The organism is Streptomyces sp. NPDC029151 (assembly GCF_055564315.1).
In genome coordinates, this window is the sequence record NZ_JBVHWQ010000001.1 from 1,886,015 (window position 1) to 1,908,352 (window position 22,338).

21 protein-coding genes are annotated in these 22,338 nt (G+C 73.3%); 10 read left to right on the forward strand and 11 right to left on the reverse strand.

Features of this window, described 5'->3' with window-relative positions:
• Window positions 1–51: 51 nt before the first annotated feature.
• From ACZ4VF_RS07445 to miaA, 4 genes are all read right to left on the reverse strand, one after another.
• The gene (locus ACZ4VF_RS07445) at window positions 52–2,391 is read right to left on the reverse strand and encodes a RelA/SpoT family protein (protein ID WP_467923671.1); all 2,340 of its coding nucleotides are present in this window, start codon (window positions 2,389–2,391) and stop codon (window positions 52–54) included.
• 185 nt (window positions 2,392–2,576) lie between these two features.
• A complete protein-coding gene (gene dapF, locus ACZ4VF_RS07450; protein WP_467923672.1) occupies window positions 2,577–3,446 on the reverse strand; it encodes a diaminopimelate epimerase in 870 nt (289 codons plus the stop codon).
• A 102-nt stretch (window positions 3,447–3,548) separates the two neighbouring features.
• A complete protein-coding gene (locus ACZ4VF_RS07455; protein ID WP_467923792.1) occupies window positions 3,549–3,998 on the reverse strand; it encodes a hypothetical protein in 450 nt (149 codons plus the stop codon).
• 395 nt (window positions 3,999–4,393) lie between these two features.
• Entirely contained in the window at window positions 4,394–5,332 is a 939-nt protein-coding gene (gene miaA, locus ACZ4VF_RS07460; RefSeq protein ID WP_467923673.1) for a tRNA (adenosine(37)-N6)-dimethylallyltransferase MiaA, read from the reverse strand.
• A 183-nt stretch (window positions 5,333–5,515) separates the two neighbouring features.
• Here miaA and ACZ4VF_RS07465 point away from each other — a divergent pair, with 183 nt between their 5' ends.
• Both ACZ4VF_RS07465 and ACZ4VF_RS07470 read left to right on the forward strand, forming a co-directional pair.
• The gene (locus ACZ4VF_RS07465) at window positions 5,516–5,812 is read left to right on the forward strand and encodes a hypothetical protein (protein WP_467923674.1); all 297 of its coding nucleotides are present in this window, start codon (window positions 5,516–5,518) and stop codon (window positions 5,810–5,812) included.
• Window positions 5,813–5,836: 24 nt separating this feature from the next.
• Window positions 5,837–6,124, forward strand: coding sequence for an antitoxin (locus ACZ4VF_RS07470; protein ID WP_467923675.1), 288 nt, complete (start codon window positions 5,837–5,839; stop codon window positions 6,122–6,124).
• A gap of 145 nt (window positions 6,125–6,269) precedes the next feature.
• On the opposite strand, the gene ACZ4VF_RS07475 is transcribed toward ACZ4VF_RS07470, so the two are convergent.
• Window positions 6,270–6,992: a class III extradiol dioxygenase subunit B-like domain-containing protein gene (locus tag ACZ4VF_RS07475; RefSeq protein ID WP_467923676.1), complete on the reverse strand. Its 723-nt coding sequence runs from the start codon at window positions 6,990–6,992 to the stop codon at window positions 6,270–6,272.
• Window positions 6,993–7,418: 426 nt separating this feature from the next.
• A complete protein-coding gene (miaB, locus tag ACZ4VF_RS07480) occupies window positions 7,419–8,948 on the reverse strand; it encodes a tRNA (N6-isopentenyl adenosine(37)-C2)-methylthiotransferase MiaB (protein ID WP_467923677.1) in 1,530 nt (509 codons plus the stop codon).
• 311 nt (window positions 8,949–9,259) lie between these two features.
• On the opposite strand from miaB, the gene ACZ4VF_RS07485 reads away from it, so the two are divergent.
• Both ACZ4VF_RS07485 and ACZ4VF_RS07490 read left to right on the forward strand, forming a co-directional pair.
• Entirely contained in the window at window positions 9,260–9,715 is a 456-nt protein-coding gene (locus ACZ4VF_RS07485) for a regulator component (RefSeq protein ID WP_467923678.1), read from the forward strand.
• Window positions 9,708–10,862 (forward strand): MAB_1171c family putative transporter, encoded by a 1,155-nt coding sequence (locus ACZ4VF_RS07490; protein WP_467923679.1) that lies wholly within the window; start codon window positions 9,708–9,710, stop codon window positions 10,860–10,862. Before ACZ4VF_RS07485 ends, ACZ4VF_RS07490 begins: the two co-directional genes overlap by 8 nt.
• 175 nt (window positions 10,863–11,037) lie before the next feature.
• Here ACZ4VF_RS07490 and ACZ4VF_RS07495 read toward each other — a convergent pair whose 3' ends face one another.
• On the reverse strand, window positions 11,038–11,850 hold the full coding sequence (locus tag ACZ4VF_RS07495; protein WP_467923680.1) for an SDR family NAD(P)-dependent oxidoreductase: 813 nt from the start codon (window positions 11,848–11,850) through the stop codon (window positions 11,038–11,040).
• A gap of 276 nt (window positions 11,851–12,126) precedes the next feature.
• On the opposite strand from ACZ4VF_RS07495, the gene ACZ4VF_RS07500 reads away from it, so the two are divergent.
• Window positions 12,127–13,503, forward strand: a complete 1,377-nt coding sequence (locus ACZ4VF_RS07500; RefSeq protein WP_467923681.1) for a lectin — start codon at window positions 12,127–12,129, stop codon at window positions 13,501–13,503.
• A 108-nt stretch (window positions 13,504–13,611) separates the two neighbouring features.
• Here the strand turns inward: ACZ4VF_RS07500 and ACZ4VF_RS07505 are convergent, their stop codons facing one another.
• A complete protein-coding gene (locus ACZ4VF_RS07505) occupies window positions 13,612–14,172 on the reverse strand; it encodes a DUF1697 domain-containing protein (RefSeq protein WP_467923682.1) in 561 nt (186 codons plus the stop codon).
• 163 nt (window positions 14,173–14,335) lie between these two features.
• Here ACZ4VF_RS07505 and ACZ4VF_RS07510 point away from each other — a divergent pair, with 163 nt between their 5' ends.
• The 3 genes from ACZ4VF_RS07510 (at window position 14,336) to ACZ4VF_RS07520 (ending at window position 16,959) form a co-directional block, all read left to right on the forward strand.
• Window positions 14,336–14,695 carry a DUF6204 family protein gene (locus ACZ4VF_RS07510; RefSeq protein ID WP_467923683.1) on the forward strand — a complete coding sequence of 120 codons (360 nt, stop codon included), beginning with the start codon at window positions 14,336–14,338 and terminating at the stop codon, window positions 14,693–14,695.
• A gap of 108 nt (window positions 14,696–14,803) precedes the next feature.
• A complete protein-coding gene (locus ACZ4VF_RS07515) occupies window positions 14,804–15,247 on the forward strand; it encodes a MarR family winged helix-turn-helix transcriptional regulator (protein ID WP_467923684.1) in 444 nt (147 codons plus the stop codon).
• A gap of 212 nt (window positions 15,248–15,459) precedes the next feature.
• Window positions 15,460–16,959, forward strand: coding sequence for a hypothetical protein (locus ACZ4VF_RS07520; protein WP_467923685.1), 1,500 nt, complete (start codon window positions 15,460–15,462; stop codon window positions 16,957–16,959).
• Here the strand turns inward: ACZ4VF_RS07520 and ACZ4VF_RS07525 are convergent.
• Entirely contained in the window at window positions 16,956–17,360 is a 405-nt protein-coding gene (locus ACZ4VF_RS07525) for a pyrophosphohydrolase domain-containing protein (RefSeq protein ID WP_467923686.1), read from the reverse strand. The genes ACZ4VF_RS07520 and ACZ4VF_RS07525 overlap by 4 nt on opposite strands.
• Window positions 17,361–17,969: 609 nt before the next feature.
• Here ACZ4VF_RS07525 and ACZ4VF_RS07530 point away from each other — a divergent pair.
• Window positions 17,970–18,968: a TAXI family TRAP transporter solute-binding subunit gene (locus ACZ4VF_RS07530; RefSeq protein WP_467923687.1), complete on the forward strand. Its 999-nt coding sequence runs from the start codon at window positions 17,970–17,972 to the stop codon at window positions 18,966–18,968.
• Window positions 18,969–19,089: 121 nt separating this feature from the next.
• Here ACZ4VF_RS07530 and ACZ4VF_RS07535 read toward each other — a convergent pair whose 3' ends face one another.
• Entirely contained in the window at window positions 19,090–20,520 is a 1,431-nt protein-coding gene (locus ACZ4VF_RS07535; RefSeq protein ID WP_467923688.1) for a sensor histidine kinase, read from the reverse strand.
• 9 nt (window positions 20,521–20,529) lie between these two features.
• Window positions 20,530–21,216 (reverse strand): response regulator transcription factor, encoded by a 687-nt coding sequence (locus ACZ4VF_RS07540; RefSeq protein WP_467923689.1) that lies wholly within the window; start codon window positions 21,214–21,216, stop codon window positions 20,530–20,532.
• A 292-nt stretch (window positions 21,217–21,508) separates the two neighbouring features.
• On the opposite strand from ACZ4VF_RS07540, the gene ACZ4VF_RS07545 reads away from it, so the two are divergent.
• Window positions 21,509–22,285, forward strand: a complete 777-nt coding sequence (locus tag ACZ4VF_RS07545; RefSeq protein ID WP_467923690.1) for an amino acid ABC transporter ATP-binding protein — start codon at window positions 21,509–21,511, stop codon at window positions 22,283–22,285.
• Window positions 22,286–22,338: the final 53 nt, after the last annotated feature.

The following is a 22,338-nucleotide window of genomic DNA, read 5'->3' on the forward strand; positions in this document are numbered from 1 at the left end:
CGGTGGCGACGCGCGTCCGGCCCACCCGATCGGGTAAGCCGGACGCCGTCGTCAGGAGGCCGGTGCCTGGTGCTGGGCGCGGCTCACGTCGTACACCCCGGGGACGTCCCGCATCGCACGCATCAAGGCGGGGAGGTGGGCGGCGTCGGGGAGCTCGAGGGTGTAGGTGTGGCGGACCCGCTGCTGGCTCGGGGGTTCGACGGTGGCGGAGACGATCTCGGCGCCCTGGAGGGCGATCGCCTCGGTGAGGTCGGCGAGGAGGTGGGGGCGGCCGAACGATTCAGCGATCAGGGTGACCCGGCACTCGGTGGTGTCTCCCCAGCGCACTCCGATCTCGTCGCGTCCCCTGCTCTTCATGTGGGCCACGGCGGCGCACTCCACGCGGTGCACGGTCACCACCCCGCCGCGCACCGCGAACCCGGTGATCTCGTCCGGCGGTACGGGCGTACAGCACCCGGCGAGCCGTACGGCGGCGCCGGGCAGGTCCGCGAGGACGTCGGCGCGGCGGGGTCGGGGGGCGGGCGGGCCGTCCGCGGGGGGCGCGGGCGGGGCACCTGCGGGGGCGCCGGGGCGGGTCGCGCCGGCGGGGGCGGTGCCGTGGGCGGCAGCGGGGTGCGCGGCATCGCCGTGGGTGGCGGTGGCGGGGCGGCTTCCGGCCGGGTGCCCGTCCGGCGGCGTCGCCGGGCCTGGGGTGCCGGCGGGTGCCGCGGGAGCGCCGTCCGGCCCGGCCGGGTCGGTGCCGCCGCCGGGGTGGGCGGCCAGCCAGCGCTGGATGGCGATGCGGGCGGCCGGGGTGTGGGCGTGCTCCAGCCACTCGCGGGAGGGTTCGGAGGCCGGGTCCTGGCCCATGAGGAGCTGGACCGTGTCGCCGTCGCGCAGGACCGTGCTGAGCGTGGCCAGCCTGCCGTTGACGCGGGCGCCGATGCAGGCGTGGGCGTCCTCGCCGTACTGCGCGTAGGCGGCGTCCACGCAGGTGGCGCCCTCGGGGAGGCCGAGGGCGCCACCGTCGGGGCGGAAGACGGTGATCTCCCGGTCCTGGGCGAGGTCCTCGCGCAGGGTGGACCAGAAGGTGTCGGGGTCGGGGGCGGCCTGCTGCCAGTCGAGGAGGCGGGAGAGCCAGCCGGGGCGGGTGGGGTCGACGCGCTCGCCGTCGGCGGCGGAGGCGGGGCCGGAAGCGGGGGTGTCGAAGACGGACGGGTCGGAGGCCGGTGCGTACGGGTTGCCGAGGGCCACGACGCCGGCCTCGGCCACCTTGTGCATCTGGTGGGTGCGGATGAGGACTTCGACGACCTGGCCGTCGGGGCGGGCGACGGCGGTGTGCAGGGACTGGTAGAGGTTGAACTTGGGTACGGCGATGAAGTCCTTGAACTCCGAGACCACCGGGGTCATGCAGGTGTGCAGCTCGCCGAGGACGCCGTAACAGTCCGCGTCCTCGTTCACCAGCACCAGCAGGCGGCCGAAGTCGGAGCCGCGCAGCCGGCCGCGCTTGCGGGCCACACGGTGGACGGAGACGAAGTGCCGGGGGCGGATGAGGACTTCGGCCGGGATGCCGGCCTCGCGCAGCACCCCGCGCACCTCGTCGGCGACCTCGGCGAGGGGGTCGTCGGGGCGCGCGGCGTTCTCCGCGATGAGTTCCCTGGTGTGCTCGTACTCCTCGGGGCGGAGGATGGCGAAGACCAGGTCCTCCAGTTCGGTCTTCAGGGCCTGCACGCCGAGGCGTTCGGCGAGCGGGATGAGGACGTCACGGGTGACCTTGGCGATCCGCGCCTGTTTCTCGGGGCGCATCACGCCGAGGGTGCGCATGTTGTGCAGGCGGTCGGCGAGTTTGATCGACATCACCCGCACGTCGTTGCCGGTGGCGACGAGCATCTTGCGGAAGGTCTCCGGCTCGGCGGCGGCTCCGTAGTCGACCTTCTCCAGTTTGGTGACGCCGTCGACCAGATAACGAACCTCCTCCCCGAACTGCTCCCCCACCTGATCCAGCGTCACCTCGGTGTCCTCGACGGTGTCGTGCAGCAGAGAGGCCGTCAACGTCGTGGTCTCCGCGCCGAGTTCGGCGAGGATCAGGGTGACGGCGAGCGGATGCGTGATGTACGGCTCGCCGCTCTTGCGCATCTGTCCGCGGTGGGAGGACTCCGCCAGGACGTAGGCGCGGCGCAGGGGTTCGAGGTCGGCGTCGGGGTGGTGGGCCCGGTGCGCCTCCACGACATGGCTGATCGCGTCGGGCAGCTTGTCGCGGGCGGTGGGGCCGAGCAGCGCGGCCCGGCCGAGCCGGCGCAGGTCGATCCGGGGCCGGGACTTTCTGCGCGCCGCCGCGGGCGCTGTGAGCGCTTGTGGCGTTGGGGGCGCTACCGGGCCAGCGGTCGCAGGGTTCGTGGCCTCCGCACTCATGGGCACCTCCGGCTCGTGGACCGGCGGACGGGGCCCCAGGGCGTACGCGGCTCAGGGTTGGCGACGTTCCCCCGTCCGTGCCGGTGCTTGATGCTATCGAGCCCATCACGTGCGACCGACCGCCTCTCGCCGAGCGTGAAACGGATCACCCATTCGAGCGATGGAAACGAGGTTTAGATTTTCGGTCAGCCGACAGCGTGAGCGAGCCACTCCGCGTCGATCTGGCCCTCGGCGACGATCACGGCGGGCCCGGTCATCTCGATCTCGCCGTCGGGGCGCTCGGTGATGACCAGGCGCCCGCCGGGCACGTCCACGGTGTACGTCGCCGGGGTGCCGGTGACGGCCGGGTCGGTGCCGTCGCGCCGGGCCGTGGCCACGGCGACGGCGCACGCGCCCGTGCCGCACGAGCGGGTCTCGCCGGAGCCGCGCTCGTGCACGCGCATGGCGACGTGGCGGGGGCCGCGGTCCACGACGAACTCGACGTTCACCCCGTCCGGGTAGGCGGTCGCCGGGCTGACCGGCGGTGCGCCGTACAGGGTGCCCGCGTGGGCCAGGTCGGCGACGAAGGCCACCGCGTGCGGGTTGCCCATGTTCACGTTGCGCGCGGGCCAGCTGCGCTCGTCGACGGTCACCGTGACGTCGCCCTCGGGGAGGCGGGCGCGGCCCATGCCGACGGTGACGTCACCGTCCTTGGCGATGTGGACGGCCTTCACGCCCGCGCGCGTGGCGATCGTGAGGTCCCCTTCGGCCACATGTCCGGCGTACTGCAGGTAGCGCGCGAACACACGGACGCCGTTGCCGCACATCTCGGCGACCGAGCCGTCGCCGTTGCGGTAGTCCATGAACCACTCGGCCTCGGCGGCCATCGCCCGGGCCTCCGGGTGCGCGGCGGAGCGTACGACGTGCAGCACACCGTCGCCGCCGATGCCCGCCCGGCGGTCGCACAGGGCGGCGACGGCGGCCGGGGACAGGTCGAGGGCGTTCTCGGGGTCCGGGAGGATCACGAAGTCGTTCTCGGTGCCGTGACCCTTGAGGAAGGCGATCCGTGTGCTCATTCCTCGATCGTACGGGGTGGGTACGACAGTGCCGTCCCGGCAGGGTCCGGCACCGCATCGCCCCTGGCCGGGTCCGGCGGCACCGGGTCCGTGTCCGCGGGCCTAGCGGAGCCGGGCCACGCGCCACACCGCGAGGACGACCACCACGATCACGAGGAGGACGTACCCGACGACGACTCTCCAGTCCGGGCGGCGGCCGGAGCCGCGCGGGGGGAGGCCGGGCCAGGTGTAGCCCACCCGGCGGGCGGCCATCATGCCCCAGCCGGCCGCGCAGGAGCAGATCAGCAGGCCGAGCATGGCGATGACCGCGCCGCTGTCGCCGAAGTCGAAGGCGAGCGGGAAGGCGAACATCAGGGAGCCGACGGCGGCCAGGCCCACGATGGGGGCGAGCTGCCAGATGCGCAGCCGGCGCTGCGGCCGCAGCTCGACCTCGACCTCCGGGCCGCCCGGGTACATCTCCTCGGGCTCCGGTCCGTCGTCGGTCACACCGTCCGGGGTGTCGTCGGGACCGTCGTCGGCGAGGCGGTCCTCGGCGAGCGGACTCCCGGGCAGGGGGCCGCCGAGCAGGCCGTCGGACGGGCCGGCGTCGGGGAGACGGTCCTCGGAGGGACGGGCGTCGGACAGATGATCCCCGGACGGGCCGTGACCGGCCGGGCGGCCCTCGGGCAAGGGGCCTTCGGGGAGGGGGGCGCCGGACGGAGCACCGTCGGACAGGGGGTCGTCGAGCAGGCCGTTCCGCGGTGAGCGGTCCTCGCCGGGGCGCGGCTCGTCACGGCACCCGTCACCCTCTGTGGTGAGGTGCTCGGCACCTGGTGCGGTGTCGCGAGGGCCGGCCTCCATCGCCACGCGCCCTCCCAACTAGGCTCCACTTGGTCGATCGAAGCTCGATGATGGCACGGCCCCGAAGGCCGGGATGACCGGCGGCGCATCCCGATGCCATGACGTGATCAGGCTGTAACCGGTCGTTCGACCAACGCCAGGGCCTGCTGCGGAAGTTCCCCGCGGTCCGCCGCGGCCCCACTCAACCAGTGCACCCGGGGATCCCGCCTGAACCATGAATCCTGACGGCGCGCGAAGCGCTTCGTGGCACGGACGGTCTCGGCCCGCGCCTCCGCTTCGGTGCACTCCCCGGCGAGTGCCGCGAGCACCTGCTGGTAGCCGAGCGCGCGCGAGGCCGTGCGCCCCTCGCGCAGCCCCTGCGCCTCCAGTGCGCGCACCTCCTCCACGAGGCCCGCCTCCCACATGCGGTCGACGCGCCGCGCGATGCGGTCGTCCAGTTCCGGCCGGGCCACGTCGACGCCGATCTGGACGGTGTCGTAGACCGAGTCGTGGCCGGGCAGGTTGGCCGTGAAGGGCTGGCCGGTGATCTCGATCACTTCCAGCGCGCGGACGATGCGGCGCCCGTTGCTCGGCAGGATGGCGCGGGCGGCCTCGGGGTCGGCGGCGGCCAGCCGGGCGTGCAGCGCGCCCGAGCCGCGCAGCGCCAGCTCCTCCTCCAGCCGGGCCCGGACCTCCGGGTCGGTACCGGGGAACTCCAGGTTGTCGACGGCACCGCGGACGTAGAGGCCGGAGCCGCCGACGAGGATCGGCCAGCGGCCCTCGGCGAGCAGGGCGTCGATCCGCGCGCGGGCCAGCTTCTGGTAGTCGGCGACCGAGGCGGGGACTGTCACGTCCCAGATGTCCAGCAGGTGGTGCGGGACGCCGCCGCGCTCCTCGGGCGTCAGCTTGGCGGTGCCGATGTCCATCCCTCGGTACAGCTGCATGGAGTCGGCGTTGACGACCTCGCCGCCGAGTTGCTGGGCCAGGAAGACGCCGAGATCGGACTTTCCGGCCGCGGTGGGTCCGACGACGGCGATGACGCGGGGGGCGGGGGGTGCGCTGCTCACCGCACCAGTCTCGCAAACCTGCCGGTGAGGTCTCGAACGAGTTACGTGACGGTGCGCGTCCCAGGTCGTTGCCCGTGGCGAGGTACCGCCCTCCGGGGTGCCGGAGGCGGTGGCCCGGGCGGCGCAACCGTACGCACCGGGCGACGCGGGAATTCGCCCGCACGAGTACCGTATGGAGTGGATATGGGCGTGTTTGAACGGCTTCTCGGCAGGTCGAAGGCGACTCCGGAGGCGTCGGACGCACCGGCGCACACCGGCTCGGAGCCGGCGGAAGCCGGGGCGGAGCAGGCCGAGGTGACGGTGCCGGCGAGCGAGGTCGGGACCGCGGAGGCCGAGGAGGCGTCCGGGGACGGGCACGGTGACGTGGCCGCGCCGTCGGACTCCGGTGCGGACGACGCGTCCGAGGGCGCCGGGATCCCCCGGCAGCAGTCCGCCGGGAAGGCCGCCGACAGGGAAGCCGGTGAGGGCGCCCGCGGATAACTGTCCCGCGAGGGAAGGTGGACCATGGGTCTGATGGACAACATGAAGGCCAGGCTGGGCCCGGCCAAGGACAAGGTGTCGGACCTCGCGCGGCAGCACGGGGACAAGGTCCAGCACGGGATCGACAAGGCCGCGAAGGCCGTCGACGAACGGACCAAGCACAAGTACAGCGACAAGATCCAGGCGGGCACGGGCAGGGCCAAGGAGGCGATGGACCGCCTCGCGCACAAGAGCGGCCCGGACGCGGCGCCCCACACTCCCACGACCCCGACCCGCCCGGCACCGCCGGAGGGCCCACCGCCGGCGTCCTGAGGAACCGGACACCGGCCGCCGTGCCGGTGACCACGCGACCGGGGCGGCCTGTGCACCACGGGCCGCCCCGGTCGCTGTCCGGGGTGGGTTCAAGAAGAAACCTGTGCGGGCGAGCGGCGCCTTGGCCGGCTGGTCCACGCCCGTGTCAGGACCAGGTCGCCACCATGTACCCGACGCCGTACGGCGCGTCCTCGTACAGCAGGCCGCCGGCGAGGCCGGCCCCCTCGGCCGCGCCGGCCAGGATCTGCCAGGGGGCGCGGCCGGCCGCCTTCAGTTCCCGGGCCAGGCCGGGGTCCAGTGCCCGCAGGGCGGACACGTCGGCCGCCGCGAGGGCCCGGGCGGCCTCCGCGTCGAAGGGGGCCGCCCGCTCGTCCAGGTATCCGGGTGCCTTGAGGGTGCGGCAGGCGCTGCCGTCCCCCATGACCAGGAGGGCCACCCGGCCGGCCCGGCCGGCCAGCTCGCGCCCGGTCTCGGCGCACTGCTCCGGCTCCAGTGTGTCCGGGACGGCGAGCCCCTCGATCGGTGCGTCGGCCCAGCCGGTCCGCTCCAGCAGCCAGGCGGCGACGGCCAGTGAGGTCGGCAGCTCGCGTTCCGGGACGGGGCGGCCTACGGCTCCCGGGTGACCCAGGTGTACGTCCAGGTCGACCCCGAAGCCTCGGAAGGCACCCGGGGCGCCCTGCGGGTACCGGCCCAGCCCGCTCTCTCCGGCGTGCCCGACGACCACCAGCAGGTCGGGGCGGGCGGCGGCGAGCACACCGAGCGCGTCCGCGCAGGCCGCGCGCGCGGCCTCCAGTTCCGGAGCGGCACCCGCGGCGACCTCGGGCACGAGCAGCGGCGGGCAGGGGCATACGGCGGCGGCGACAAGCATGATCGGCAGCGTAACCCGGCAGGACGGCCGGGTGTCACTCCTCGATCAGGACGTCGGAAGCACGTCGGAGCGACCTTGGTGGGACGCGTCGGAGCACGTCGGAGCGACATCGGTGGGACGCGTCGGAACACGTCGGAGCGGCATCGGTGGGACGCTTCGGACGCACGTCGGAGCGCCGCCCGGAGACCACGACGGGCGCCGCCGCAGCGCCTTCCGGAGCAGCACCGGGGCGCCGCCGCGGCCGTGCCGGCGTGACGCCGCAGCGCCGCCGGAGCGCCGTCGGAGCACGTCGGCGAGGTGGATCACCTCTCAGGACCGCACGACGGGCTTCGTCACCGAGAGCCTGGCCACCCTCGACCCCTCGCACCTGGACCCACCGTGGGCGGGGCCGGCGCGGCCGCCGATCAAGGACGGCCGCGCCGCCCGTCAGTCGCAGCCGCAGCCGCTCCCCGTCGCCACCGGCAGCGGAGCCGGGGCGCCGATCTTGGGGAGGCCGAGCATGACGCCCGCCGGCTTGGCGGCCGCCGCGGCGTTGCGCTTCTCCCAGGCGTCCCCCGCGCGCGTGCGGCGCACGTCGAGGACCGGGCCCTCGGCGAGGAGGTGGTGCGGGGCGGCGTACGTCACCTTGACCGTGACCACGTCACCGGGGCGGACCTCCTGGTCCGGCTTGGTGAAGTGGACGAGGCGGTTGTCGGGGGCGCGGCCGGAGAGGCGGTGCGTGGCGCCGTCCTTGCGGCCCTCGCCCTCGGCGACCATCAGTTCCAGGGTGCGGCCGACCTGCTTCTTGTTCTCCTCCCAGGAGATCTCCTCCTGGAGGGCGACCAGCCGCTCGTAGCGCGCCTGGACGACCTCCTTGGGGATCTGGTCGTCCATGGTCGCGGCGGGGGTGCCGGGGCGCTTGGAGTACTGGAAGGTGAACGCCTGCGCGAAGCGGGCCTCGCGGACGACGTGCAGCGTCTGCTCGAAGTCCTCCTCGGTCTCGCCGGGGAAGCCCACGATGATGTCGGTGGTGATCGCGGCGTCCGGGATGGCGGCGCGGACCTTCTCGATGATCCCCAGGTAGCGCTCCTGCCGGTAGGAGCGGCGCATCGCCTTCAGGACGGTGTCCGAGCCGGACTGCAGCGGCATGTGCAGCTGGGGCATCACGTTCGGCGTCTCGGCCATGGCCGCGATCACGTCGTCGGTGAAGTCACGGGGGTGCGGGGAGGTGAAGCGGACCCGCTCCAGGCCCTCGATGTTCCCGCAGGCGCGCAGCAGCTTGCTGAAGGCCTCGCGGTCGCCGATGTCGGAGCCGTAGGCGTTGACGTTCTGGCCGAGCAGCGTGATCTCGGAGACGCCCTCGCCGACGAGGGCCTCGATCTCGGCGAGGATGTCGCCGGGGCGGCGGTCCTTCTCCTTGCCGCGCAGGGCCGGGACGATGCAGAAGGTGCAGGTGTTGTTGCAGCCGACCGAGATCGACACCCAGGCCGCGTACGCGCTCTCGCGGCGGGTCGGCAGCGTGGAGGGGAAGGCCTCCAGCGACTCGGCGATCTCGACCTGCGCCTCCTCCTGGACGCGGGCGCGCTCCAGCAGGACGGGCAGCTTGCCGATGTTGTGCGTGCCGAAGACGACGTCCACCCAGGGCGCCTTCTTCACGATGGTGTCGCGGTCCTTCTGCGCGAGGCAGCCGCCGACCGCGATCTGCATGCCGGGGCGCGAGGTCTTCTTGGGCGCGAGCCGGCCGAGGTTGCCGTACAGCCGGTTGTCGGCGTTCTCCCGGACCGCGCAGGTGTTGAAGACGACGACGTCCGCGTCGCCGTCCGACCCCTCGGGGGCCCGCACGTACCCGGCGTCCTCCAGCAGACCGGCCAATCGCTCGGAGTCGTGGACGTTCATCTGGCACCCGTAGGTGCGGATCTCGTAACTCTTGGGGGCGGGAACGTCCACTGCCGGGCTCCGGTCGCTGCTGCTGGTCATGCTTCAAGGGTAGGTGGTGCCGGAAGGCGCTCCGCCCGCCTTGTCCGGCCGGGCCGCCACCGGTGCCCCGGTCCGCCGCCCGCACCCGGCAAGGGAAGGATTTCGCCAAAGGGAGACCAAAAGGCCCGGCAGACGTGTTCAAGGCGGTGCGTGACCTGCTTATGTGTGAGCGACACCTTGTCCGCTGGAGACGGGAACTGGTTCCTCGCCCGGGAGTTGGAGATTTGGCCATCCGCGTACGGCAGGTGAGGAGATCCGGGGAGTTCGCCGCGCTGCAGCGCCGTTGTACCGCGATCCTGCGTGATCTCGGAGTGCCTCGGTCGCTGTCCCTGGACGCGGTCTGTGCGCGGGTGGAGGAACTCAGAGGCCGTCCGCTCGTGCTGCGCGAGCTGCCGGAGGAGGCGGCGGCGAGCGGCGCCTGCGGGCTCTGGCTGGGCACCGACAACGCCGACTACGTGTTCTACGAGGCCCGGACCGCCCCGCTCCACCGCGAGCACATCATCCTCCACGAGATCGGTCATGTGCTGTGCGACCACCACCGGAGCCTCACGGACGACGGTGACGACGGGACGGACCGCCTCCTCGACGGTCTGCAGCCGCACCTGGTGCGGCGGGTGATGGCCAGGACGAGTTACACGACCACCGAGGAGCAGGAGGCCGAGATGATCGCCAGCCTGATCCAGAGCGCCGGGACGGCCGGTCCGGTCGCCGGCCCGCTGGGGCGGCTCGGCGCGTTCCTCGGGGTGACGGCGGACGCCGGTGAGTGAGCTGGCGGCGCAGGTCGGGCTCGCCAGCGTCCTCTCCCTGTGGTTCGCCCTGGTCTGGCGGGCCCGGGGCGCGCTGCGCCGGCCCAGCCTGCGCGGACTGTGGATCACCGTCCTGGCCGCGACCACCGCGATCACCCTCTTCCAGCCGAAGGTCGTCGCCTGGCTCACGTCCGCCGGCATCGACGTCCACACCGTGTCCCTCACCCGCAACCTGATCGGCGTCCTCAGCGCGGGGCTGGTCCTGCTGTTCGTGATCGACTCGAACCGGGCTCCGCGTCTGCGCCTTCTGGTGGCGGTGGGAATGACGGCCGCCCTGGTCTCGCTGCTCGCGCTCGACCTGCTGCAGGTGGACCACGGGGCCGCGGGGGCGGCGGCCGCCCAGCGGCCCGCGTCCGCCTCCTCCGCCTACTGGCTGATCCTCATCGCCGCCCACCTCGCCGGGGACGCCGTCGCGGTCGTGGTCTGCTGGGGGTACAGCCTGCGGACGACGGAGCGCGACCTCGTCTGGTCCCTGCGGCTCTTCGCGGCGGGCAGCGTGCTCGCCCTCGCCTTCTGGTCCGGTTACCTGTTCCACCTCTGCGACCCCGCCCCGGGGCTGCTGCCCTACCTGTCCGTGATCATGGGCGTGCACGGCTTCCTGCGGGCGGCGTCCCTGCTGGTCCCGTCCGCGACCGCGCTGGCCCGGTCGGCCACCGCGCTGCGGACCACATGGCAGCTGTGGCCGCTGTGGCACGACCTGGTGACGGCGGTGCCCCACGTGGCCCTCGCCCGGCCCCGCCGGACCCGGCTCCAGGAGGTGCTGTGGCCGCGGTACCCGCCCGCGCTGCTGGCACACCGGCAGACGATCGAGACGTACGACGCGCTGCTCACGCTGCAGCAGTACGTCCAGCCGGACGCCTACGAGCGGGCCCACCGGCTCGCCCGGCAAGCGGGCGTGCGGGACGACCGCCTCGCGTCCGCGGCGCTCGCCGCGGCGGTGGGACAGGCCCGGCGAGCCGTCCTCGTCGGCGTGCCCCCGTCCTCCGCCGCCCAGCCGCTGCCCGGGGTGACGCACGGCAGCTCCGAGACCCTGCTGGGAATCGCCCGGATGTGGCCGTCCATGACGGACGTGCTGCCTTGCCGGGGACGGTCGTCCTCGGCGCAGTAGGGCAGTGGAGCCGGGCGGGGGAGGACCAGGCGAGATGCGGCCCCGGCCGAGCCGCGGGGGCCCGAGCCGGGCCAGGGAGCGTAGTTGCCGCTGGTCACCGACCCGGCCGACCCGGCTCTCTCCCCTCTGGTCCCCAGCCGTCCGGGGACCCCGTGGACCCGGCCCCCCTCCGCGGTCAGACCTCCCGCGGCGTGACCCGGAAGTCGAAGGCGAGGGTCCCCGGGTCCAGTGCCGTCGCACCGCCGTCGACGGTGAGCACCGATCCGTTGACGTACGACGCCGCCGGCGACAGCAGCCAGCTGATCGCCTCCGCGACCTCGCGCGGTTCGCCGGGGCGCCCCTGGGGCAGCAGCCGGGTCGCCTCCTCGTAACCGGCTTCCGTGTCGCCGCCCGGAAGCTCGGCCTCCGCGGCGAAGCGCGCCATGCGGCGGTCGGCCATCTCGGTCCGTACCCAGCCGGGACACACGATGTTGGCCCGCACGCCCTGCCGCCCGTAGTCGACGGCGACGGAGCGGCACAGCTGGAGCAGGGCCGCCTTGGAGGTGGCGTACGGCGCGTTGCCGGTGCCGTTGCGCAGCGCGGAGACCGAGGCGACGGCGACCACCGAGCCGGCGGACTCCAGCAGGTGCGGGATGGCGGCGCGGAGCAGCAGCATCGGGCCGGTCAGGTTGGTCCGCATCACGTCGTCCCAGTCCTGCAGAGACATGTCGCCGACGGCTCCCCCGCGTCCGATGCCCGCGTTCAGCACCAGCCCGTCGAGCCGTCCGTACGCGGTCAGGGCGGCCTGGACGAGCCCCTCGGCCGCGTCGGGGTCGCCCACGTCGGACGGATGCGCCAGCGCCCCCGTCTCCTGCGCGAGGCGCTCCAGGGGCTCGACCCGTCGGCCGGAGACGACCACATGGTGACCCGCCTCGCTCAGCAGCCGGGCGGTGGCCTGCCCGATGCCCGACCCTCCGCCGGTCACGACGACAACCCGCTTGTCCTCCACCGCAGTTCAGGCCCTTTCCCCGAGACCGGCCAGTCCGGCCGGATTGACATGACCGCCTGGAACGCCAGGCGTCTCGAGCTTATTGGCCCACTGATCCACTGGTGACGACTTCCGGCCAGCGTCAGCCCTGGTCGCGCGGGAGGCGCGCCGGACCGGCCCCGAATCGGCCAACCCCCTTCCCTCACTTCTTACTTCACACCTTGACGTAAGTGGTCTGGACCTCTAGCTTCTCGGGGCGACCACCCCACCACCCCCACGAGAGGCGGGCCCCCACCCATGCCCCGAGCCAGATCCCTCCCCCTGTCCGCGTCCACCGCGCTCGCGGTCACCGCCCTCACCCTGTCCACCGGCCTGCTCACCGCCTCCCCCGCCCAGGCGGCCACCGGCTCCATCACCGGCCTCGCCGGCAAGTGCCTCGACGTCGCCGGGGCCGACTCCGCGGACGGCACACCCGTGCAGATCTACGACTGCAACGGCACCGCCGCCCAGCAGTGGACCGTCGGCGGCGACGGCACCCTCCGCGCCCTCGGCAAGTGTCTCGACGTCACCGGCAACTCGACCGCCGACGGCGCCAAGGCACAGCTGTGGACCTGCACCGGCGGCGCCAACCAGAAGTGGACCGTCACCGCCGCCCACGACATCGTCAACCCGCAGGCCGACAAGTGTCTGGACGTCACCGGGAACACCTCCGCCAACGGCACCCGCGCGCAGATCTGGAGCTGCACCGGCGGCGCCAACCAGAAGTGGAACGCGCCCGCGGCCGGCGGCGGCACCACCCCGTCCGCGCCGATGGCCGTGGCGCCGTACCTCTACAACGGCTGGGGCAGCCCGCCCAGCCCCACCACGATCACCCGGGCGACCGGCGTGAAGTGGTTCACCCTCGCCTTCGTGCTCAGCAACGGCTACTGCAACCCCCAGTGGGACGGCAGCCGTCCGCTGACCGGCGGGGTGGACCAGCAGACCGTCACCACCGTGCGGGCGAACGGCGGTGACGTCATCCCGTCCTTCGGCGGTTACAGCGGCAACAAACTGGAGAGTTCCTGCTCCAGCGCCGGTGAACTCGCCGCCGCCTACCAGAAGGTCGTCGACGCCTACGGCCTGAAGGCGATCGACATCGACCTGGAGGCCGACGCCTACGCCAACGGCACCGTCCAGCAGCGCACGGTCGACGCGCTGAAGACCGTGAAGGCGAACAACCCGGGCCTGAAGGTGTACGTCACCATCGGCACCGGGCAGAGCGGCCCCGACACCGGCCTCATCAACCGGGCGGCCTCCTCCGGGCTGAGCGTCGACGCCTGGGCGATCATGCCGTTCGACTTCGGCGGCGCCGGACAGAACATGGGCGACCTGACCGTGCGGGCGGCCGAGGGCCTGAAGAACGCGCTGAAGACCGCGTACCACTTCAGCGACGACCAGGCCTACCGGGACATGGGCATCTCCTCCATGAACGGCGTCACCGACCAGAACGAGACCGTCACGGTGGCCGACTTCCGTACCATCCTCGGCTACGCCCAGCAGCACCACCTGGCCCGGCTGACGTTCTGGTCCGCCAACCGGGACCGCCCCTGCACCGGCGGCCCCGCCGACAGCTGCTCCGGCGTCGGCCAGTCCGACTGGGACTACACCCGCGTCTTCGCCGGCTACACCGGCTGACGGCTCCCGACTCGGCAGCACACCGGTCACCGCCCTGGCCGCACACCGGTCACCGCCCTGGCCGCCCGGCCCGGCCGGGGCCTTCCGGCAGGATCCGGAAGAGTGGCCCTAGTCCCCGGTGGCCAGCTTGTGCAGGGCGGTGACCGTCTTCCAGTTGCGGGTCGTGGCCCGCATGCCGAGGCGGCGCTCGACGAAGGTGTTGTTGAGCTTGGTCCGGCCGTAACCGTCGGGGACGTGCAGGTGGATCTCGTCGCCGGCCAGGGTGAACACGCCGGTCTCACCGGCCGGCACCTGAAGGCGGGCGGCCTGCTCGGCGGTCGGTGCCTCGGCGAGGAAGGTGACGTGCAGCTTGGCCGGGTCGTCCTCCTGCTCCAGGTACGGGTTGGCGGCGAGGGTACGGCCCAGGGAGTCGCCGGTGCGCAGCAGGACCGTGACGGACACCCCCAGGTCGTCGGCGATCCGCTGCTCGATGCGCGCGGCGAGTTCCGCGGGGCGCAACCCCTCCTCGCCCGGGGTTCCGGGCGCGCCGAACACCACGTTCCCGCTCTGCAGATAGGTCTGCACGTCCTCGAACCCCATGCCGACGAACAGGCCGCGAAGGTCCTTCATGCCGATCCTCGCGCTGCTGCCGACGTTGACCCCGCGCAGCAGCGCGATGTGCTTCGTCATGGCTCCAACCTCTCATGCGGGTGCCCCGGCCACGCGGGCGGAGCGCACCGGCCGCTCACGGGGTGCGCCGGCCGGCCATCCGCGCCGGCGACCGCACCCCGCACCGGACGGCCGCCGCAAAACCCGCTGGAGAGCCGGCCCCTCCTGTGCCTAGGGTCGCCGAATGACCACACGAACCTTCCGCATCACCGTCCGCGGCGCCTTCGACGCCCTCACCGGCGCCCAGCGCGCCGCCCTGCTGGCCGACGCCGCCGAACACGACGTCCTGCGTGCCGCCTTCACCCCGGAGGGCACCCTCACCTACGACATCGCCGCCCGGCCCGCCTTCGTCTTCCGCTTCTGCGCGACGGGCGAGAAGGAGGAGGACATCCTGGAGGCGACGGAGCGCGCCGAGGAGGCGGCGAAGGCGTGGCTCACCGAGCGCGGCTACGGCTTCAAGCACCTGCGGGCCACCGCCGAGGACCTCTCCCAGGCCCCCTTGGGCAAGCGACAGCGCCGCGCCGCCCGCACGACGGGCCGATGAAGCGTGCGCATAAACTTGAGTGGTCAAGGATCCCGCACATGACAGCGGGGAGATCCTGCGGGCGGCAGGAGACACGGGACGTGACAACAGGCGGGGAGGAGGCGGGCCGTGAGTGAGGCTCTGGACACGGCGCTACGGCTCGTGCGGGCCCAGACGGCACTCGTACGGCGCTTCGACGCCCGGCTGAGCGGGCTGCACGGCGTCAGTCTCGCCGACTTCACCCTGCTCCTCCGGCTGGGTCGGGCACCCGGCGGCCGGATGCGCCGAGTCGATCTGGCCGAAGCGCTGGGGTTGACCGCCTCCGGGGTCACGCGCGGGCTGGCTCCGCTGGAGCGGATCGGGCTGGTGACCCGGGAACCGGACGCCCGGGACGCGCGCGTGGCGTACGCGGCCCTGACCGCGACGGGCCGGCGGCGGCTGACGGAGATGCTGGCGACGGCGGAGGAGACCGCCGCGGAGATCTTCGCCGGCCCGGCGTGGCCCGCGGCGGACGTCGCCGGCCTCGCGGATCTGCTGACCCACCTCGGCGGTACGGGCCTCCTCGGACGCTGAGCCCGCCCCTGCCGCACGCGGACCACCCGGCCGCAACTCCCCGTGGCGCAGGTCACGTTGAGGTGTGGCCGGAAGGTGCGCGACCTGTGCGCAAGGGGTGGCATGCTCACGCTCGTCAACGAGTTACCGGTCGGTACTACCGATGAGTAGGGACATCGCCGGTGCCTCTCCGCCACCCCCCACTCCACACGGGACCCACCTTGCACAGACCCATGAGGCACAGGCGAGCCCTGCTGCCCGCCTTCGCCGTGACCTCTCTGTTCCTCGCCGCGGCCTGCTCCTCGGCCCCGCCGCCGGCCGCCGACCGGCCGGCCGCCGACCGGCCGGCCGCCGGAACGGGGCAGCAGGTCAGGGCCACCGAGCAGTCCGCCGACGGCACGGACCACCCGCTCACCGTCGCCGCCGCCCCCGCCGCGGCGGCGACCGCGACCGCCACGGCGACCCCCGGCCGCTCCGGGCAGCGGGCCCACAGCACCTCACTGACCGTCAGCTCGTACGACGGGCACACCCGGCGCGCCGTCATCGTCGACAAGCCCCGGGGGAAGGGCGGTTCACCCGCCTCCCCGGCCCCGTCCGCCGGCACCTCCGGCCCGTCCGCCCCTTCCTCTCCTTCCGGTTCCTCCACTCCTTCCACCGGTTCCTCCGCCGCACCGCGCCCGGCCGCCGTCGGCGACGTGATCGCCAGCGCGCCCGCGCCGGGGGCACCGCGCGGACTGCTCGCCAAGGTCACCAAGGTGATCGGCGAGACGCACGGCGGCACCGAGGTGCAGACCGAACCGGCCACGCTCAACGCGCTGCTGGGCGACGCCACGGCCAAGGGTGACGTGCCCGTCGACCCGTCCTCCTTCACCGTCGACAAGCTGCTGCCCGATGTCCGGGTCTCCTGGGCGAAGCACGGTGACGTGCACGCCGGACCGGAGGGCGCGACGGTGCCGCTCGGCAGCCTCCGGCTCGACGTCGCCGCCGAAGTGCCCACCGCCAAGGACGCTCCCGCGTCCGCCACCGCCTCCGTGCACGGCTTCGTCCAGGTCGCCCCGCAGGTCGACTTCGCCTACGGCGGCGCCGGGACCGACGCACCCCCCGGTTCGGCCTACCTCGGTGTGTCCGGTGACTGGACCTCCGGCTGGGCCGTCAAGGGACGGGCCGCTGCGGCCACCGGCACCCCGCTGCGGATCCCGTTCGCCAAGCTGCACGCCGACCCCGTCCTGCAGGTCGGCCCGGTCCCCGTCGTCGTCAACCTCGATCTGACCTGCTACGTCCAGATCAGCGCCGACGGCCGGGTGACCGTCGATGTCGAGCAGAGCCTCAAGGGCGATTTCAAGGCGGGCGGCGCCTTCGGGCCGGCCCGCGGCTGGACGCCGGTCAGCTCCTCGCACATGAGCAGCACTCCCGTGCACGCCGCCGTCACCGCCGCCGGGGACGTGAAGACGGCACTCGGCGCCGAGGCCACGGTGGGCCTCTACGGCGCCGTCGGTGTCACCGCCGACCTCGCCCCGTATCTGCGCGGCGAGGCGTCCGGGACGCTCACCACGGGCTCCCACGGCGGCGAGCCGAAGGCGACGGGCACCTGGGCCGTCTACGGCGGCGTCGACCTGTCCGGCACCCTGCGTCTCCAGCTGTCGGTCTTCGGCACCCCGGTCGTCCAGCGGAGCGTCCCCCTGGGCGCCCTGCACCGCGAGTGGAGGCTGGCGGGCGGTTCGCCGTCCTCCTAGTTCCCGCCGGGTATCCAGCCCTGCCGGCGCAGTACGGCCGAGACGTCCGGCGCCCGGTAGTGCTCCCCCTTGAGCACCTTGCCGTCGGCCCGGCGGGCGACCTTCCCGTCCGGGCCGATCTTGCTCATGTTGGCGCGGTGGATCTCGGCGATCACCTCGTCGAGATCGATGCCGTGCACCAGGGCCGTGCCGTAGGCGACGTACACGACGTCGGCCAGCTCGTGCGCCAGCCGGTCCAGCGGACCCTCCACCGCGACCTCGGCGACCTCCGCGGCCTCCTCGGCGAGCAGCTCGCCGCGGTGGGCGGCCAGCTTCGCGTCCACCTCCGTCGGCGTGGTGCGGGCGTCGAGACCGAAGGCGTCGTGGAACTCACGGACGAGGCGGGCGGGCGAAGTGGTCATACGGCGACTCTAACGGCCGCCACCGACAACGCCGGCCGCCCGCGGACGGGCCCCACGCACGCACTCCGCGGCCACCGGCCGGAACCCGCGCATCCGCTCCCCGGCCCACCGACCGACCCCACGCATCCGCTCCCCGGCCCACCGACAGACCCCGCGTCCTTTCCCCGGCCCATCGACAGACCCCGCATGCGTTCCCTGACCCACAGACAGACCCCGCGCATGCGCTCCTCCGCGCCTGGGGGCGTATCCGGCGCATCCGCGCTCCCCGGCCCACAAGCAGACCCCCTGACCCACAGACAGACCCCGCGCATGCGCTCCTCGGCGCCTGGGGGCGCATCCGCGCTCCCCGGCCCGGACACGTACCGCGCGCGTCCGCGCTCCCCCTCCCCGGACCCGTGCCACGCGCGTCCGCGCCCCCGCCCCGGACCCGTACCGCGCGCGTCCGCGCCCCCGCCCCGGACCCGTGCCACGCGCGTCCGCACCCGGGCCCGAAGACGGACACCCCACCCCCTCCCCCGCTCCCGGACCGGCCCCCTCCACCACCGTTCCCCCTCCGGGAGTAACCCCGGCCCTGGTCAGCGCCGCACGTCGCCTGGCAGGATCCTCCGCATGTCCAAGGTGTTCCCCCGGCTCGGCAGGCGCCGAGCGCTGCAGGGCGCGGTCGTCGGTGCCGTGGCCCTCGGGCTGCTGCTGTGGTGGCTGCTGCCCCTGGGCGAGAAGCCACCGAGCGGAACGATCGTGTTCAGCACCGGCACGCCCCGCGGGGTCTACCAGGAGTACGGCGAGCGGCTGCGCACCGAGCTGGGGAGGGACATGCCGGGTCTGAAGGTGAAGCTGCTCAACAGCGCCGGTTCCCAGGAGAACGTCCAGCGGGTGGCGACCGGCCGGGCCGACTTCACCATCGCGGCGGCCGACGCGGTGGCGACGTACGAGCTGCGGCACGGCAGCGGCGCCGGCCGGCTGCGGGGCGTGGCCCGGCTCTACGACGACTACGTGCACCTCGTCGTGCCCCGTGACTCGGACATCAGGACCGTCGCCGACCTGCGGCACAAGCGGGTGGCGACCGGGCTGCCCGACTCCGGCGTGCGGCTGATAGCCGAGCGGGTGCTGCGGTCCGCCGGTATCGATCCGCACAAGGACGTCACGCCGGTGGCCGACGGCATCGACACCGGGCCCGCGCGGCTGCGCGAGGGCAGGATCGACGCCTTCTTCTGGTCCGGCGGACTGCCTACGAACGGACTGGTCGCGCTGGCGAAGCAGCGTGCCTTCCGGTTCGTGCCGATCGACGACGGCCTCGTCGCCCGGCTGCACGGCCAGGGCGAGGGCGCGCGCTACTACCGGGCCACCAACATCCCCGAGTCCGCCTACCCGGACGTCCAGCAGGGTGCACAGGTGCCGACGATCGCCGTGTCCAACGTGCTGATGACCCGTACGGACGTCGACCCCCGGCTGACCGAGTGGGTGACCCGTACGGTGATCAAGAGCCGCGACGGCATCGGCGCCCACGTCCACTCCGCCCAACTGGTCGATCTGCGCACCGCCATCTACACCGACCCCCTGCCCCTCCAGGAGGGCGCCCGCCGCTACTACCGGTCGGTGAAGCCGTAGGGGGCCGCCGCCCCCGCGCGGAAGCCGACGGCGAAGAGCGGGGCCCGCACCGGCAGCCACCGCCGCCCTGCGCCATCCCGCGCCGCGGCACCCGCAGCCCACCCGCCCCGGCACACACGCCCTAAGGGGCGATGTCCGTGGTCTCCCCGTGCGCCTCGCCGTGCCGCGGCACCCTGACCGTCACCCGGAGTCCGCGCGGCTCGTGGTGGGCGTAGTCGATCGAGCCGCCGCCCGCCGCGAGGAGGGCGCGGCTGATGGACAGGCCGAGGCCCGAGCCCTTCACGTTCTGGTGCCGGCCGCTGCGCCAGAAACGGTCGCCCACGCGCGCGAGTTCCTCGTCGGTGAGTCCGGGCCCGGTGTCCGTCACGACGACGGTGGTGGCGTCGCCGTCCACGCAGACGGCGACGTCGACCGTGCCCTCCTCGGGGGTGAACTTCACGGCGTTGTCGATCACCGCGTCCAGGGCGCTGGACAGGGCGATCGGGTCGGCCCAGGCGGTGGTCGGCGGACAGTCGCCGGCGAGCCGGACGCCCTTGGCCTGGGCGGCCGGTGCCCACGCGGCCACCCGTTCCCCGGCCAGCGCGCCGATGTCGGTCAGCCGGAGGTCGGCCTCGGCGTGCTCGGCCAGCGCCAGGTCGAGCAGGTCGTCGAGGACCTGCGCGAGGCGCTTGCCCTCGGTGCGGACCGAGGCGATCTCCTCGCTGCCCTCCGGGAGTTCGAGGGCGAGCAGTTCGATGCGCAGCAGCAGCGCGGCGAGCGGGTTGCGCAACTGGTGCGAGGCGTCGGCGACGAAGGCGCGCTGCTGCTCCAGAACGGCCTCGACGTTGTCCGCCATCTCGTTGAACGAACGGGCCAGCCGCCTGAGTTCCGGCGGCCCGCCACCGACCGCGACCCGGGACTTCAGGCGTCCGGTGGCGATGTCATGGGTGGTGGCGTCCAGGATCCGGACCGGTCTGAGCACCCACCCGGTCAGCCGCAGCGCCGCGCCGACGGCGAGCAGCATGGCCGCGATCTCACCGGCCCCGATGAACAGCCAGCCGCGCAGGATCCGCGACCGCAGCTGTCCGGTGGGCGAGTCGGTGACCACCACCGCGACGACGTCCCCGTCCCGGATCACCGGTGAGGCGACGACGAGCCGGCCGCGCTGCCAGGGCCACACCTGGCCCGGGTCGTGGCTGCGCCGGCTGAGCAGCGCCTCGTCGAACGCCCGGCGGACCTCACCCGATTGCGGTACGAGCCAGTCGTCGGGCGCGTTGGCCATCGAGGAGCCGTTGCGGTAGAAGACGCCCGCGCGGATGCCGTAGACGCCGTAGTAGCTCTCCAGCTCGCTGCGCAGACTCTCCCGGCGCTCGTCCGTGCTGGTGCGGCGGGAGCCGCCGGGGGCGTCGGTGACGAACTGGGCGAGCGCCGCGAAGCGCGCCGTGTCGTCGATGCGGTCGACGACGACGCGCTGCTGCTGGGCGGCGGCCACGCTGCCGGCGAGCGGGACGCCCAGCGCGAGCAGGACGGCTGCCAACAGGACGATGAGCAGCGGGAGGAGGCGTGTGCGCACCCGTCCCCGCTAGGCGGCCGGGGCGACGAGCCGGTAGCCGACGCCGCGTACGGTCTCGATCAGCGCGGGCATGCGCAGCTTGGCGCGCAGGGAGGCGACGTGCACCTCCAGGGTGCGGCCCGTCCCCTCCCAACTCGTGCGCCAGACCTCGCTGATGATCTGTTCCCGGCGAAAGACCACCCCGGGCCGCTGGGCGAGCAGCGCGAGCAGGTCGAACTCCTTGCGGGTCAGCTGGACAGCGGCGCCGTCCACGCTGACCTGCCGGGTGGGCAGTTCGATCCGGACGGAGCCCAGGAGCAGGGCGCTCTCGCCGCCGGCCGCCGGGTCCTCGTGGACGGTGCGCCGGCTGACGGCGTGGATCCGGGCGAGCAGTTCGCCGGTGTCGTACGGCTTGACGACGTAATCGTCCGCGCCCAGGTTGAGTCCGTGGATGCGGGAGCGGACGTCGGAGCGGGCGGTGACCATGATCACCGGGGTGCTGGTGCGTTTGCGGATCTTGCCGCAGACCTCGTAACCGTCCTGGTCGGGCAGGCCGAGGTCGAGCAGGACGACGCCGAAGCCCGCGCCCTCGGGGACGAGTGCCTGGAGGGCCTCCTCGCCGCTGCGCGCGTGGGTGACCTGGAAGCCGTGCCGCGCGAGGACGGCCGACAGGGCCGCGGCGACATGGTTGTCGTCCTCGACGAGGAGCAGTCTCATCCCGGCCCCCTCCGGTTCAGTGGTCGTGCGGTCTCGGTCGGTCGGTCGTGCGGATCACACACACGCGTGTGCACCAAGGCAGTGACGCTGATGGACAAGGACGGCGTCAAGGGGGTTCCGGTTGCCCGCCGCTTCCGTTACCCGGCCGATATACGCACAGGCCACAAGTACTACGACATGTGTCCGATTGCTATCGGATCGTGATGCTCAGATCTCCCTCAGATGTGATGACGCAGGTCACAGCCCCTCACTACTGTCCTCGGAAACCCGAGGAGGACGGAGCCCGAGAGCGATGACCAAAGTATCGGTGGCCAAGGAGGACGCGGCCACGTCCGACGAACTGGTCGTCCTGAAGAGCGTCAACAAGCACTTCGGCGCGTTGCACGTGCTCCAGGACATCGACCTGACGATCGCCCGCGGCGAGGTCGTCGTGGTCATCGGGCCCTCAGGGTCCGGAAAGTCGACCCTGTGCCGCACCATCAACCGCCTGGAGACCATCGACTCCGGCACGATCACGATCGACGGCAGGCCGCTGCCGCACGAGGGCCGCGAACTGGCCCGGCTGCGGGCGGACGTCGGGATGGTGTTCCAGTCGTTCAACCTCTTCGCGCACAAGACCGTGCTCGAAAACGTGATGCTGGGCCAGGTCAAGGTCCGCAAGGCGGACAGGAAGCAGGCCGAGGAGAAGGCCCGGGCCCTGCTGGACCGGGTCGGCGTGGGCACGCAGGCCGACAAGTACCCCGCCCAGCTGTCCGGCGGCCAGCAGCAGCGGGTCGCGATCGCTCGGGCGCTGGCGATGGGCCCGAAGGTCATGCTCTTCGACGAGCCGACCTCGGCCCTCGACCCGGAGATGATCAACGAGGTCCTCGAGGTCATGCAGCAGCTCGCGCGTGAGGGCATGACGATGATCGTGGTCACCCACGAGATGGGCTTCGCACGCTCTGCCGCGAACCGTGTGGTCTTCATGGCGGACGGGCGGATCGTCGAACAGTCCGCGCCCGACCAGTTCTTCAGCAACCCGCGCAGCGACCGGGCCAAGGACTTCCTGTCCAAGATCCTGCACCACTGACGCCGGCGCTCCGGCCGCCCGCACCGCCCGGCCGCGTCATCCGCGTCCCAGGG